The sequence below is a fragment of the Bacteroides luti genome, from assembly GCF_900128905.1.
GTDB lineage: Bacteria > Bacteroidota > Bacteroidia > Bacteroidales > Bacteroidaceae > Bacteroides > Bacteroides luti.
Window position 1 is genome coordinate 90231 of the sequence record NZ_FQTV01000006.1, and the last position, 15131, is coordinate 105361.

The window sequence follows — 15131 nt, forward strand, 5'->3', positions numbered from 1 at the left end:
ACTGTATATGGAAGAAAGAAAATGGGAAACCATAAAGGAATATGAGGATATTCTTTTTGAGTTTTATAATGGAATTGCAAAGATAACAATCAACCGTCCTCGTTATAGAAATGCGTTTACTCCTACAACAACAGGAGAAATGAGTAATGCACTTACAATCTGCCGCGAATGTGCCGACATTAGTGTGGTTGTTATTACTGGAGCAGGAGATAAGGCATTTTGTTCAGGAGGCGACCAGAATGTAAAAGGTAAAGGTGGGTATATTGGCAAAGACGGTGTACCTCGTTTGAGCGTGCTTGATGTACAAAAACAGATTCGTTCAATTCCTAAACCGGTTATTGCAATGGTGAATGGTTATGCCATTGGTGGCGGTCATGTACTTCAGGTGGTATGCGATCTTTCAATAGCTTCCGAGAATGCAATTTTCGGTCAGACTGGTCCTCGTGTGGGTAGTTTCGACGCCGGATTTGGTGCTTCTTACCTGGCTCGTTGCGTAGGACAGAAGAAAGCTCGTGAAATCTGGTTTCTTTGCAAACAATATAATGCTCAGGAAGCTTTGGATATGGGACTGGTAAATAAAGTTGTTCCTCTTGACAAGCTTGAAGATGAAGTGGTGGAATGGGCAGAAACAATGATGATGCACAGTCCATTGGCTTTACGAATGATTAAGGCTGGATTGAATGCCGAACTTGATGGTCAGAGCGGAATTCAGGAATTGGCTGGTGACGCCACTCTTTTGTATTATCTTACTGAAGAAGCTCAGGAAGGTAAAAATGCGTTCCTTGAAAAACGTAAACCCGACTTTAAACAATTTCCAAAATTTCCTTAGTAATGACGTTTAAAACAACCATACGTCCTTCAACATTACACTTTAAACAACCTGCCGGAACTTCCCGCGGAGTGTATAATACCCGGAAAGTGTGGTATGTTGGCATTACTTCTGTTGAAGAACCACAAAGAATAGGTTTGGGAGAGTGTGCACCTCTGCCAAACCTAAGCTGTGATGACCTTCCCGATTATGAGAATATTCTCAGTGATGCTTGCAAGCGATTGGAGCAAACGGGAGTGCTCGATAAGGAAGCATTGCGCTCTTATCCTTCTATTCTCTTTGGACTGGAAACAGCTCTGTTGCACTTCCAGGCAAACAGTTTTGCGCTTTGGGATACACCTTTTTCTCGTGGAGAGACTGGTATTCCAATCAACGGACTTATCTGGATGGGGGATTATGCACAAATGTTCCGTCAGATTGAGAAGAAAATGGAATTGGGTTTCCGTTGTATCAAACTAAAGATTGGTGCTATTAATTTTGAAGAGGAACTCTCTTTGCTGCGACACATTAGAAAGCATTTTACTGCCAGAGAAGTAGAATTGAGAGTAGATGCAAATGGCGCTTTTTCTCCGGAAGATGCCATGAATAAGCTCAATCGACTGGCGGAACTTGATATTCATTCCATAGAGCAACCTATTCGTGCCGGACAAATTGAGGAGATGGCCAGACTCGTTAAAGAAACACCGATACCTATAGCTCTTGATGAAGAACTTATTGGAGTAACTTCATTAAGTGGGAAAGCTGAGCTCTTAGATAAGATAAATCCGCAATATATTATTCTGAAACCGTCTCTTCACGGAGGAATCTGTGGTTCCACTGAATGGATTGATGAGGCTGTAAAGAGAAATATTGGCTGGTGGGTTACTTCTGCTTTGGAATCGAATATAGGATTGAATGCCATAGCTCAATGGTGTGCTACACTTAATACAACTCTTCCTCAAGGATTGGGTACCGGCATGCTCTTTACCGATAATGTAGAAATGCCTTTAGTGATTCGTGAAGATAAACTTTGGTATGGAAGAAAATAAGTTGCAGTACTTTGAATTTGATATAAGCAAACAAGTCCTGACTTTAGACGGTATAACTTATTCATCAACTGAGGCTTTAGACTTCCTGAAAGGGAAAAGCGAATATGATGGCTTATATTCCTTTTTACTTGAATGGTTTGATGGCAAGACTGAAATAAAAGTGCATACTTCCGGTTCTACAGGCAAGCCGAAAGAATTGGTAGTTCGCAAGGAACAGATGATGCAAAGCGCACGATTGACTTGTGAATTTCTTCATTTAAGAAAAGGCGACTCTGCACTGATAAATATGTCATTGGGGTACATTGCCGGGAAAATGATGGCAGTTCGAGCTTTGATTGCCGGACTTGATATCCATTATATTCCTCCTTGCGGTCACCCATTGGAAAATATCAGAAAGCCTTTTCGCTTTTTATCGATGGTGCCTTTGCAGGTCTTTAATAGTCTGCAAGTACCTGAAGAAAGAAAGATACTGGAGGAATCTGATATCCTGATTATTGGTGGCGGGGCTATTGATACGAATTTGGAAGAAGAACTGAAAAAGCTTCCCGGTGAGATTTACTGTACCTATGGAATGACAGAAACGCTCTCTCATATCGCATTGAGAAGAATCAATGGACCATTGGCATCTATCAGTTATTATCCTTTTTCTTCAGTAGATCTTTCTCTTTCAGAAGAAGGTACGCTCGTAATCAATGCACCTCTGGTTAGTGATGTTATATTGCAGACAAATGATATCGCAGAGATAAATCCCGATGGTAGTTTCAATATTATAGGACGGAAGGACAATACAATAAATAGCGGAGGAGTAAAGATACAGATTGAACAGGTAGAAGAAAAGCTTAAAGCACTTATCCATGCACCTTTTGCTGTAACGTCTAAGAGTGATTCAAAGTTTGGCGAGATTGTAGTTTTACTTGTTGCTGCTCCCGTTAATGATGAAATGCTTAAAACGGAGATGAGTAAGGTACTGACTTCCTATCAGGTCCCTAAAAAGATCTTTGTTGTCGATTCAATACCCTTAACTGAAAGCGGTAAGATCTGCAGAGCTAAGGTGAAAGAGATGGCTTCGACCTTAAGTTAATGAGTAAAGTTTGGATTCTTTAAATCATATAACAAAACGAGGATGTCCGAAAAATAAAATTAGGTATCTGAGAATTGAATATTTGAAAGCGATTTCAGGTAAGAGAGCCGAAGATAAAGATATAGAAATGGGGTTGTTCCAACTTTGGACAACCCCATTTGTATTTATTTGAATTTCAGAATGTGAATTCTTTTGATACTCAAAATATCTGAGACCTTATTTTTACTTCTGTTTCTTTTGTATAGCATTATTTATTATAAAGGCTTGCAAACTTCAGACAGACAGGTTTATCCAGTTCAATCTTCTTTCCGGTATCTTCAAGTAAACCAGTCTTAGAATTAATTTTAAAGACTTGAATTACATTGCTGTTTTTGCAAGCAACCAGAAGTAACTTTCCATTAGGTGTAATTATGAAGTTTCGTGGATGGATTCCTGTATACTGATATCCAATTTTGGTAAGTTTCCCAGTTTTCTGGTTTACCTTAAAAATAGCAATACCATCAGCTTTTAAACGGTTTGAGGCATATAAGAATTTGCCATCAGGGGTAAGATGAATATCTGCACTACCTTTCTTATCAGCTCCCGGAGTTGTATCAGATGCAATGTACTGAATGTCTTTTAATATTCCGTTGTTATAACTGAACACAGTCACTTTTCCGGATAGCTCATTGATGAGGTAAGCATATTTGCCGTTTGGGTGGAAAGTTATGTGTCTCGGGCCAGATCCTTTTTCTACATCAAAAGATTCGGGCTTACCTGGTTGCAGGAACTGAACAGAGTTATCTTCTGCTTCAGTATAATTTAAATTGAACTTGTGTACTTTGTCTTTTCCAAGATCGTCGGCTAATAGATATTTCCCTTCCGGAGTAAAAGCAACACAATGTAGATGAGATTTTGGTTGTGGCTCCGTAGCATCTTTCTTATCAAAAGAAATGATCTGGTTTGAAGGGAATAGCGTTCCGTCTTTCTTAATTTTAAATACAGAAACATTTCCTCCCGTATAATTAGCTGTGATTACATATTTTCCTTTTGGATCGATGTTAATATAGCAAGGCGACCCACCGAATGTTTTCTGAGAATTAAGGCGGGTTAGTTTACCATTCTTTTTATCGAATGAAAGAGCATAAGCCACTCCTCCTTCGTCCTCGTTTTCTCCAACAGAATAAACAAACTTCTCATCTTTTGTGAGGTTTAAGTAGGATGGGTTGGAAAGTCCATCTATTTCATTGACATAACTAGCATCTCCTGTTTCCGTATTGAAACGGTAAACGTATATGCCTTTGCTAGTTCCGGAAGTGTAAGTTCCTATAAGCAGGAAGAGCTCGCTGTTCTTTTTATCTTTACTGGAGTTATCCTTTGGTGTGAAAGATGAGAGTGTTAAGGCACAGATACTCATTAGCATTAATTTTTTGAGCATAATTATTCTTTTTAGTAGTGGATTCATTTGCAAAGATAAAAAACATCTCTGCAGACGAAATAGTTCTTCCTTTTAATTTTATCTTTGTAGCCGAAATATTATAAAAGAACAGCAATGACTCGGATTTTTTTAATCGGATATATGGGAGCGGGGAAAACAACTCTTGGAAAAGCTTTTGCCAGAGAGATGAATTTATCTTTTGTCGATCAGGATTGGTATATTGAGGAACGCTTCCATAAAACCGTACAGGAAATATTTGCGGAGAGGGGAGAACAAGGCTTCAGAGAGTTGGAACGCCAGATGCTTCATGAAATTGCTGAATTTGAGGATGTTGTTATTTCAACCGGAGGAGGGGCACCTTGCTTTTATGATAACATGGAATTCATGAATCAAAAGGGAGAAACTGTATTCTTAAATGTTGCTCCGGATGTATTGTTTAGCCGTCTGAAGATTGCTAGTCAAAATCGTCCTATTCTGAGAGGTAAAACGAACGAAGAGTTAAAAGCATTCATTGCAAAGGCGCTCGAGAAACGTGCTCCGTTCTATTCAAAGGCAAAATATATATTCAATGCCGATGAGCTGGAAGATATATACCAAATAAAATCTTCTGTCAATAAGCTAAAGGAACTACTTGGCTTGTAAATTTTCTCTTTACTTCATGCAAATGCAAAATGTTGTAGCATACATACAAGTTGTTGTGTGTATGTTATATATCTGTATTCTCACCTAAAGTATCACATATTTTGTTTTATTATATTAAGAATGTGTCGTATTTAGTAAAAATATACTTATTACTGATTGAAAACTATAGATTTATACGTACTTTTGCGCTATTAATAACTTACCATAAATAGTATAAGATTAGAAAATGAGAAAATGGCGTATTGAAGATTCAGAGGAACTTTACAACATTACCGGTTGGGGAACCTCGTACTTTGGTATCAATGACAAAGGTCATGTAGTGGTTACCCCCAAGAAAAACGGAGTGGCTGTCGACTTAAAAGATTTGGTTGATGAATTGCAACTGAGGGATGTTTCGGCTCCTATGTTGTTACGCTTTCCGGATATTTTGGATAACCGGATTGAGAAAACAGCTAAATGTTTTCAGATTGCATCTGAGGAATATGGTTATAAAGCACAGAACTTTATAATTTATCCTATCAAAGTAAATCAAATGCGCCCGGTTGTTGAGGAAATTATCAGTCATGGTAAGAAATTTAATTTAGGACTGGAAGCTGGTTCCAAGCCTGAACTACATGCTGTAATTGCCATCAATACTGATTCTGATTCTTTAATTATCTGTAACGGATATAAGGACGAAAGTTATATAGAACTAGCTCTTCTTGCCCAGAAAATGGGAAAGAGAATTTTTCTGGTTGTTGAAAAGCTTAATGAACTTAAATTAATAGCTAAGGTTGCAAAACGACTTAATGTTTTGCCTAATATTGGTATCCGCATTAAACTGGCTTCATCAGGTAGTGGAAAATGGGAAGATTCCGGTGGCGATGCAAGCAAGTTCGGACTTACTTCCAGTGAGTTGCTTGAAGCGTTGGATTTCCTTGAAAAGAAGGATCTGAAAGATTGTCTGAAACTTATTCATTTCCATATTGGAAGTCAGGTTACTAAAATACGTCGTATTAAAACAGCTTTACGTGAGGCTTCTCAATTCTATGTTCAGCTCCATTCAATGGGCTTTAACGTGGAGTTTGTTGATATTGGTGGCGGGTTAGGTGTAGACTATGACGGAACCCGTTCTTCTAACAGTGAAAGTAGCGTGAATTATTCTATTCAGGAATATGTGAACGACTCAATTTCAGCATTGGTAGATGCAGCTGATAAGAATGATATTCCACATCCTAATATTATCACCGAATCCGGTCGTTCATTGACAGCTCATCATTCTGTTCTTATTTTCGAAGTGCTGGAAACTGCAACTCTTCCAGAATGGGATGATGAAAAAGATGTGGTTGATGAGGATGATCATGAATTATTGAAAGAACTGTATTCTATATGGGATAGCTTGAATCAGAATAAGATGCTTGAAGCATGGCATGACTCTCAGCAGATCCGTGAAGAATCTCTCGACTTGTTTAGTCATGGTATTGTTGATTTGGCAACTCGTGCTAAGATTGAAAAACTATTTTGGTCGATAACCCGGGAAATTCATCAGATTGCTTCTGGTTTGAAACATGCTCCGGATGAATTCCGTCAGCTTTCTAAGCTTTTGGCAGATAAATATTTCTGTAACTTCTCATTGTTCCAGTCACTTCCTGATTCATGGGCTATTGATCAGATTTTCCCTATTATGCCAATTCAACGATTGGATGAAAGACCAGACCGAAGTGCTACTTTGCAGGATATAACATGCGACTCTGATGGAAAAGTAGATAATTTTATTTCTACACGAAATGTGTCTCATTATCTGCCTATACATAGTCTGAAAGGAAAAGAACCTTATTATATGGGAGTGTTCCTTGTTGGAGCATATCAGGAAATTCTGGGCGATATGCATAATTTGTTTGGTGATACGAATGCGGTTCATATCACTGTAAACGAAAAAGGCTATAACATTGAACAGATTATTGATGGTGAAACAGTTGCTGAGGTATTGGATTATGTGCAATACAATCCAAAGAAGCTGGTTCGCACACTCGAAACATGGGTTACTTCTTCTGTGAAGAACGGACGAATTTCAGTGGAAGAGGGAAAAGAATTCCTTTCTAACTATCGTTCTGGACTTTATGGATATACATATTTGGAATAATCATGAAGGAAAAACTTGTTATTATTAAAGTTGGTGGTAAAGTCGTTGAAGAAGAAGCTACATTAAATCAGCTTCTTAATGACTTTGCTGCTATACAGGGAAATAAAATATTAGTTCACGGTGGAGGGCGATCTGCAACAAAGATCGCTTCCCTGCTGGGAATTGAAAGTCAGATGGTTAACGGCCGACGCATTACTGACGCAGAAACGCTGAAAGTGGTGACTATGGTCTATGGTGGACTGGTAAACAAGAATATTGTAGCCGGACTTCAGGCCAGAGGTGTGAATGCTTTGGGGCTTACTGGTGCCGATATGAATGCCATCCGCTCTGTAAAACGTCCGGTTAAGGATGTAGATTATGGCTTTGTTGGAGATGTGGAGCAGGTAAATGTATCTATCCTGGGAGATCTTATTAAAAAAGGTGTCGTTCCGGTGATGGCTCCCCTAACGCATGATGGTAATGGAAATATGCTAAATACAAATGCCGACACCATTGCAGGAGAAACAGCCAAAGCTTTGGCTGATATTTTTGATGTGACGTTAGTTTATTGTTTTGAAAAGAGGGGAGTCCTCAAAGATGAAAACGATGATAATAGCGTAATTCCTCAGATAACTCGTGCCGAATTTGATGCTTATGTAGCTCAGGGAGTTATTCAGGGAGGCATGATTCCGAAGTTAGAAAATTCTTTTTCTGCAATTAATGCAGGTGTTTCTCAGGTTGTAATAACCTTATCCTCAGCGATTAACAAGAATGAAGGCACAAAAATTATAAAATAATCCAATTTTTTTTCTGTCTGCCTGTAACTTTTTAAACCCTCACCCGTCATTATTTATAGAGATGCAAGAAATCAGCTTCCGAAACGACATACTGCCACTGAAAGATAAACTTTTTCGCGTGGCGCTTCGAATCACCTTTGACAGGGCTGAAGCAGAAGATGTGGTGCAGGATACGATGATCCGGGTATGGAATAAACGCGATGAGTGGTCGCAACTGGAATCGATTGAGGCTTATTGTTTAACTGTTTGCAGAAACTTAGCCATAGACCGAAGCCAGAAGATGGAAGCTCAAAACGAGTCGTTAACTCCCGAACTGGAACAAAAAGCTATTGCATCTGGTCCTTATGATCAATTAGTGAACGAAGAAAGAATGAAACTGATTCACCAGTTGATTAATGAACTGCCTGAGAAGCAGAGAGTAATTATGCAACTCAGGGATATAGAAGGAGAGAGTTATAAAGAAATATCAGAAGTTCTGCAACTGACAGAGGAACAGGTTAAAGTGAATCTCTTCAGGGCTAGACAAAAGATAAAACAAAGATACACAGACATAGAGAATTATGGATTATAAGTATATAGAACAGCTAATAGAACGATACTGGCAATGCGAGACTTCCTTGATGGAAGAGCAGATTTTACGTTCTTTCTTTTCTCAGGAAGAGATACCGGCTCACTTGCTTCCATATAAAGAGGTGTTTGTTTATCAGCAGACACAGCAGGATGTTAAACTAAGTGCAGACTTTGACGAAAAGGTTTTAGCTGCTATAGAAACTCCGGTGGTAAAAGCCAGACATCTTACAATTGCAAGCCGTTTTATGCCGCTTATGAGAGCTGCAGCGATGGTGGCATTTGTTATCACTTTAGGGAATGTAGCTCAACGCTCATTCTTTGCTGAAGATCAATTGGATTATAATTACGAATCATATAAGGATACTTACAAAGACCCGCAAATGGCTTATGAACAATTGTCATCTGCATTGATGAAAGTATCTGAAGGTATTAATAAATCTCAAACTCAGTTAGCTTCGGATAGTATCCTGAAAACTAAGAGTGGAGATGATTCAATATCGGTTACGGAATAATAACAATGAAGAGCGCTCTTTTTATACTGTGGATGACTCTTGTATCTGTTACGGTTTCTGCGCAGGATTTTGCTTCTCGTTTTTTAGAGAATCATAAGCCTGATGGCAATCTTACTTGTGTGACTATCAGTCCGAAGATGATGGAAAAGGTAATGGATCTGGATGTGGATGATGAAGGTAAAATGATGGACATGATCTCAAAGCTTAAAAGCATGCAGATGCTTACTACCCAGAATAATGGGCATAAGTATTATAAAGAAGCTTTGAAAGTTCTCGATAAGAATTCAGATAGGTTTGAACCGTATCTTTCTTTCGAAGATAAATCTGAAAATTTTCAGATCATGGTCAGAAAAAAGAGGAGTTCTATTATTGAACTGGTAATGTTGATGTGTGAAAATGATTGTTTCACAATTATAAACTTTACCGGAAACATGAGTCAAGACTTTATAGCCAGATTGGCTAAATCAATGGAGCCTAAACACTCATAATTAACAAGTTTTTTTTCATTTACTATATAACTGTAATAGTTTTTGTGCTTAATTAAAACAAACAATTGATGAAACTGTGAAGTTTCAATTATCTCAAAATTTCATAAATAACTAACTTCAAATAAAATGGGTTACTGCTGGTCACAGTAACCCTTTTATTATATATGCAGGTCAGCAAAACTTTATTTTTATATGTAATACTGGTTTCTTATTTCCGGTTCTGACTGCTTATTTTTTTAGATCCCATGTACCGTACATTTCCGAAAATAGAGTGGTTAAACCAGGGGCGATCGTGAAGCCCACCAATGCACCAGGCACATCCGGTATATCCATTTGGGTCTCTTCCGTCCAATTGATATTTATCGTTCAGATAAACTGCTGTTTGCATGGCCTCTTTGGCTGTAGCCGACCATTCCAAAATCTTTTTTCCCCAATACATCCGCAGGTAATTGTGCATTGTTCCGCTTTCTACAAGTGTACCTTGTGCTTCGTTCCAAAGAGAATCATGTGTTTGTGCCTGCTCAAACTCAGCACGAGAATAAAGATACTCCCTTATATCGGATTGATGATCTAGCAATGACTTCTTAGCCCATGAAGGAAAACCTTCAAATGAATCGTAATTAGGATTATAGTAACAGAAATTCTCTGCCAGTTCTCTACGAATGATTAGTTGTTCGAGAAAAGCTTTTCTATTATCATCGTCCGGACACTCTTTTATTACTTTTAAAGCTACTTCCAATGCGGAAATCTGTCCGAAGTGAAGATAAGGCGAGAGCTCTGAACAGCCGTTTGTTTTGGTGTTATTCCTTTCAATAGCGTAATTCCTTATCCGCTCTTCAATAAATTGATTTAATACTTTCTGTGCAGCTTTTCCTCCTGCAGTTTTATTTATTGGAGTTATACTCTTGTCTATATTTAATGAGTCCAGAATTCCTTCCCAGTCCACGCTTTCGGATGCAAGAGTTTGTTCTTGTTTTAGTGATTCTACATCGGGCAGAGGGTGCAAATAATCGTAAAGTAGCCGGGTGATCTTCGGACGAATAGTACGTGCCGAATATTCTTGTTTGTCAGAACTGATCCAGCAGGGTACAATATTTCGTCCGTCTACCTCGTAAACAGGAATGTAAACTGAATGAAACAATTCTTTTTTCCATGAAACATCGTGGCGTAACGGATTGAAGTCGGTTACTATTATAGAATTCTGATGAAGGTTAATATGGCTTATTACTTCGTTCGGAATCGTTCCAATTCGGATATGAAAAGGAATGTTTAGGCTCTCCAAAAGAAGTTTAACTTCCTGCAGACCTTCAATCATGAAAGCAAAACTCCGGAGATTGGCATTGGGGTAATTATCGTCTATTACAAATAGCACTTCCAACTGCTTGCCGTATTCTTTGGCCATATAGGATGCAAAGAATAGCGCCGGATTGCTGGCAACTCTTTGTTCCCGACTCATCCAGTAAAGTATATTGCCGGTTCCCGGTATTCCTTGTTGAAGTAAGCGGCTACGATTTTTCATAGTTTCCATTTTTTTGTTATTGTAAATATAGTGATAAATGTCAGTTATTTACATATTCTAGAAATAAGAAAAGTCATATTGTTTAGATCCTGAGGTTGCTTAGATAATAAATATAGGGATCTAACTCTTCTTTTCGCCAGACTTTGTTAACTAATAGTAGCTTATACCTAATTTAGGTGTAGACTAAAATAAAAATAGAAGTAGACTTTAAATATATTAGCTGTAGACCATTTGATAAATGTTTCCTGAATGAATGGCTTAGGTTTCTTTATAGAATTAGTTATTGCTGACTTTGTATCACGAAGAAAAGTAAGTTTTCTGTATAAAAGAGAAGAATAAAAAAGCAGCCTTTCTTCTCACTCTTGAGAGAAAGGCTGCCTTGGTTTATAGAGAATAGAAAATTAATCCATTTTATGTAACTTATTATTGCTCTCGAAATCGACTCTAGGATTTCCTTTGTAAGAGACATCACCGCTTCCTTGTATTTTTGCTTTCAAGTCATGAATAGCAAAACAAGAAATACTGCCCGATCCCTGTGTCGTAGCATATACTTCCATTCCTTTAAGGTTTGCGGCATTAATATCTCCTGAACCTTGAGTTTTCAGAGTAACGGAGTTTGCTTCGCCTTCATAAAGAATATCTCCTGATCCTTGTATGCCAGCTTCTATATTCTGACATTTAATACCTTTTATTGCAATGTCACCAGATCCTTGTACAGTTGAGTGCAATTCGTTGCAAATAATGCCTGTTCCATTAATATCTCCAGATCCTTGAACATAAAGATCAAGCTTGTCTGTTTTGATTATTGTTTTGAAAAGAATATCTCCCGACCCTTGAACTGAAGCTCCGTAAATATTAGGGCTTGATACGATTACTTTTACATTACCATTATCCCCAAAACCAAATATGGAAAAATTATTTTTGTGTTTTACGATTAATGTTTCGTCATCCACTCTAATATCTAATAAGTCTACTATATTATCCGAAGCATAAACCTTAACACTTGTTTTTCCGTCAGTACTTTGAGAAAAGAGTATATCTTCACTTCCTTGAACCTTGATTGAATTAAAATCTGGCACTTCTATATTTTTTGTTATATAGTTGCCGCTTGCTTTAATACGTCTGACTTCAATGCAACTTGTATTTAAAGCCAATACAGACATAATCATTGCTAATCCACTGATTGTTTTTGCTATTCTTTTCATATTCTATTAAGATTTTAATTGTTTTGTATCTATTAGACGGAGTTGTACTTAAAAAAGTTGCAGCACCACTGAAATATTATTTTATAACCAAGTATTGCATTTGTTGTGCCAAAATTATAATTGCTTTATTTATAACGCTTTATATAAAATATGGTTGTTCATTATCGAACACTCTGTACGGTTTTAACTTTTAAAATTTTATTTCTAAGTTAGCTCCTGTGCAAAGATTATCTATCTTTGCTTCAATAATAAATAATCATGGTTGGAAAGGAATATTCAGATAAAGAGTTAGGCAAGATTGTAATACGTGAAAATATACGAGCCCGGCGAATTGTACTTCGTACCCGCCCGGAAGCTCTTTATATTACTGTTCCAAAAGGAGTAGAGATGCACGAAGTGCAAGGAGCTATTGAAAAATTCAGAGCAAGATTAATCCGCTCTAAAAAGAAAGTGGAGCGTAAACGAATAGACCTTGATTTTACTATTGACGCAGAGTTTTTTAAGTTATCATTAGTTCGGGGTACACAAAATAAATTCTTATCTTATTCAGAATTGGGCATAACCCGTATTGTCTGTCCTCCAATAGCCAATTTCGATGACGATGAATTGCAAGCGTGGTTGCGTAAGGTTATTGAAGAAGCTTTACGGAAGAATGCGAAAATAATTTTACCTTCACGCATAGATAATCTTTCAAAACTACATAAGTTACCATACGAATCATTGAAAATTAATTCTAGTCAGGGTCGATGGGGGAGCTGTTCTTCTCGGAAAAGCATTAATCTTTCATATTATCTATTACTGCTGCCTTCATATCTCGTTGATTATGTGATTCTTCATGAACTTGCTCATACAAAAGAGATGAGCCATAGTGACAGATTCTGGACTATACTTGATGGGTTGACTCAGGGGCGTGCCTTGGAATTGCGCAAGGAACTCAGAAATTATACCACAAGTTTTTAGTCATAAGAATAGAATGTTATTTATCTGAAAAGTTTATTTTTAAGAAAATATTGCAAAAATTATAATCATATTATAATAAAATAGTCCTAATATTTTGCTTATGAAGGGATTATTCGTATCTTTGCGGTCGAAATGGATGAATGGTGAGGGGCGATTAAAGCCCTTTTTTTGTTCTTAATAGTGAACCAATGATAGAAAAAAGTACTGTTAGTCAGATTGTTAATGACTGGCTTGAAGGTAAAGAGTATTTTGTGGTAGACGTAAATGTGTCTCCGGATGACAAGATCCTTGTTGAAATAGACCATGCTGAAGGGGTCTGGATTGAAGATTGTGTAGAGTTGAGCAGATATATTGAATCAAAGCTTAACCGTGAAGAAGAGGATTACGAATTGGAAGTTGGTTCTGCCGGTATCGGTCAGCCATTCAAGGTATTACAACAATATTATATACATTTGGGTTGTGATGTCGAAGTGTTGACAAAAGGCGGAATTAAATATACCGGGGTTCTGAAAGATGTGAACGAAGAACGTTTTGTTGTTACTGTTCAGAAGAAAGTGAAAGAAGCAGGAGAAAAACGTCCAAAACTTGTGGACGAAGATCTCTGTTTTACATATGATGAAATAAAATATACTAAATACTTAATTAGTTTTAAATAAATTATGGCCAAGAAAGAGGAAACAATCAGCTTGATTGATACATTTTCGGAATTTAAAGAACTGAAGAATATTGATAGAACTACTATGGTGAGTGTACTTGAAGAGTCTTTCCGTAGTGTTATCGCGAAAATGTTTGGCACGGATGAAAATTACGATGTTATCGTGAATCCGGATAAAGGAGATTTTGAAATATGGCGTAACCGTGAGGTAGTTGAAGATGAAAATCTTACTAATCCGAATATGCAGATATCACTTACAGAAGCTCAGAAGATAGATTCTTCTTATGAAGTTGGTGAAGAAGTAACAGACGAGGTTAATTTTATTAGTTTCGGTCGTCGTGCTATTCTGAACCTTCGTCAAACACTTGCCTCAAAAATTCTTGAGCTAGAAAAAGACAGTATTTACGCTAAGTATATTGACATGGTAGGAACTATCATCAATGCAGAAGTCTACCAGATTTGGAAGAAAGAAATTCTGTTGCTTGATGATGAAGGTAATGAGTTATTGTTACCTAAAACAGAGCAGATACCAAGTGATTTCTATCGGAAAGGTGAAACAGCACGTGCCGTTGTTGCCCGTGTAGATAATAAAAACAACAATCCGAAGATTATCCTTTCACGTACCTCTCCTGTATTCCTGCAAAGATTATTTGAGATGGAAGTTCCGGAAATAAACGACGGACTGATTACAATTAGAAAAATTGCCCGTATTCCTGGCGAACGCGCAAAAATTGCGGTAGAATCCTATGATGAAAGAATTGATCCGGTAGGAGCTTGTGTGGGTGTTAAAGGTAGTCGTATTCATGGTATTGTTCGTGAACTTCGTAATGAAAATATTGATGTAATTAATTACACTTCTAATATTTCATTATTTATTCAGCGTGCTTTAAGTCCGGCAAAAGTATCTTCTATTCGATTGAATGAAGAAGAAAAGAAGGCTGAAGTCTTCTTGAAACCGGAAGAAGTTTCGCTTGCTATCGGTAAAGGCGGTATGAATATCAAACTTGCCAGTATGTTAACTGAGTACACCATTGATGTGTTCCGCGAACTGGACGCAGCTACTGAGGATGAAGATATCTATCTTGATGAATTCAAAGATGAGATCGATGAGTGGGTGATTAATGCAATTAAAGCTATTGGTATTGATACAGCAAAAGCTGTACTTAATGCTCCACGCGAAATGCTGATCGAAAAAACCGACTTGGAAGAAGAAACGGTGGATGAGGTATTACGCATTTTGAAAGCGGAATTTGAAGACTAATGAATGAAGGTTGAGAATGGATAACCGAATGTCTAGACGCATTTCCGTTATCATTTTTAATTTATT

The 15131-nt window shown here is 37.5% G+C and carries 15 protein-coding genes; 12 read left to right on the forward strand and 3 right to left on the reverse strand.

Going from position 1 to position 15131, the window contains the following annotated elements; all coding sequences use genetic code 11:
- Positions 1-7 precede the first annotated feature (7 nt).
- The 3 genes from menB to BUC21_RS07150 are packed head-to-tail and all read left to right on the forward strand — an operon-like array spanning position 8 to position 2938.
- The gene (menB, locus tag BUC21_RS07140) at positions 8-829 is read left to right on the forward strand and encodes a 1,4-dihydroxy-2-naphthoyl-CoA synthase (RefSeq protein ID WP_073400689.1); all 822 of its coding nucleotides are present in this window, start codon (positions 8-10) and stop codon (positions 827-829) included.
- Between the two features lie 2 nt (positions 830-831).
- Positions 832-1857, forward strand: coding sequence for an o-succinylbenzoate synthase (locus BUC21_RS07145; protein WP_073400691.1), 1026 nt, complete (start codon positions 832-834; stop codon positions 1855-1857).
- A complete protein-coding gene (locus tag BUC21_RS07150; RefSeq protein WP_073400693.1) occupies positions 1844-2938 on the forward strand; it encodes an AMP-binding protein in 1095 nt (364 codons plus the stop codon). The genes BUC21_RS07145 and BUC21_RS07150 overlap by 14 nt, the downstream gene beginning before the upstream one ends.
- Positions 2939-3185: 247 nt before the next feature.
- On the opposite strand, the gene BUC21_RS07155 is transcribed toward BUC21_RS07150, so the two are convergent.
- A complete protein-coding gene (locus BUC21_RS07155) occupies positions 3186-4355 on the reverse strand; it encodes a lactonase family protein (RefSeq protein ID WP_073400695.1) in 1170 nt (389 codons plus the stop codon).
- A 114-nt stretch (positions 4356-4469) separates the two neighbouring features.
- Between BUC21_RS07155 and BUC21_RS07160 the strand changes: the two genes are divergently transcribed.
- The 6 genes from BUC21_RS07160 (at position 4470) to BUC21_RS07185 (ending at position 9465) form a co-directional block, all read left to right on the forward strand.
- Positions 4470-4997 carry a shikimate kinase gene (locus tag BUC21_RS07160; protein WP_073400697.1) on the forward strand — a complete coding sequence of 176 codons (528 nt, stop codon included), beginning with the start codon at positions 4470-4472 and terminating at the stop codon, positions 4995-4997.
- Between the two features lie 226 nt (positions 4998-5223).
- Complete coding sequence (gene speA, locus BUC21_RS07165) at positions 5224-7119, forward strand: biosynthetic arginine decarboxylase (protein ID WP_073400699.1); 1896 nt, start codon at positions 5224-5226, stop codon at positions 7117-7119.
- Positions 7120-7121: 2 nt separating this feature from the next.
- Positions 7122-7895, forward strand: a complete 774-nt coding sequence (gene argB / locus BUC21_RS07170) for an acetylglutamate kinase (RefSeq protein ID WP_073400701.1) — start codon at positions 7122-7124, stop codon at positions 7893-7895.
- A 61-nt stretch (positions 7896-7956) separates the two neighbouring features.
- Positions 7957-8466, forward strand: a complete 510-nt coding sequence (locus tag BUC21_RS07175) for an RNA polymerase sigma factor (protein ID WP_073400703.1) — start codon at positions 7957-7959, stop codon at positions 8464-8466.
- Positions 8456-8977 carry a hypothetical protein gene (locus tag BUC21_RS07180; RefSeq protein ID WP_073400705.1) on the forward strand — a complete coding sequence of 174 codons (522 nt, stop codon included), beginning with the start codon at positions 8456-8458 and terminating at the stop codon, positions 8975-8977. The genes BUC21_RS07175 and BUC21_RS07180 overlap by 11 nt, the downstream gene beginning before the upstream one ends.
- A gap of 5 nt (positions 8978-8982) precedes the next feature.
- A complete protein-coding gene (locus tag BUC21_RS07185; RefSeq protein ID WP_073400707.1) occupies positions 8983-9465 on the forward strand; it encodes a DUF4252 domain-containing protein in 483 nt (160 codons plus the stop codon).
- Positions 9466-9673: 208 nt separating this feature from the next.
- On the opposite strand, the gene BUC21_RS07190 is transcribed toward BUC21_RS07185, so the two are convergent.
- Complete coding sequence (locus BUC21_RS07190) at positions 9674-10984, reverse strand: deoxyribodipyrimidine photo-lyase (RefSeq protein ID WP_175550491.1); 1311 nt, start codon at positions 10982-10984, stop codon at positions 9674-9676.
- Positions 10985-11385: 401 nt separating this feature from the next.
- The gene (locus tag BUC21_RS07195; protein WP_073400711.1) at positions 11386-12189 is read right to left on the reverse strand and encodes a head GIN domain-containing protein; all 804 of its coding nucleotides are present in this window, start codon (positions 12187-12189) and stop codon (positions 11386-11388) included.
- Between the two features lie 258 nt (positions 12190-12447).
- Here BUC21_RS07195 and BUC21_RS07200 point away from each other — a divergent pair, with 258 nt between their 5' ends.
- The 3 genes from BUC21_RS07200 to nusA all read left to right on the forward strand — a co-directional run bounded on the left by BUC21_RS07200 (position 12448) and on the right by nusA (position 15065).
- Positions 12448-13149 carry a YgjP-like metallopeptidase domain-containing protein gene (locus BUC21_RS07200; protein WP_073400713.1) on the forward strand — a complete coding sequence of 234 codons (702 nt, stop codon included), beginning with the start codon at positions 12448-12450 and terminating at the stop codon, positions 13147-13149.
- 188 nt (positions 13150-13337) lie between these two features.
- Positions 13338-13805 carry a ribosome assembly cofactor RimP gene (rimP, locus tag BUC21_RS07205; protein ID WP_073400715.1) on the forward strand — a complete coding sequence of 156 codons (468 nt, stop codon included), beginning with the start codon at positions 13338-13340 and terminating at the stop codon, positions 13803-13805.
- Positions 13806-13808: 3 nt separating this feature from the next.
- Positions 13809-15065, forward strand: coding sequence for a transcription termination factor NusA (nusA, locus tag BUC21_RS07210; RefSeq protein ID WP_073400717.1), 1257 nt, complete (start codon positions 13809-13811; stop codon positions 15063-15065).
- Positions 15066-15131 lie beyond the last annotated feature (66 nt).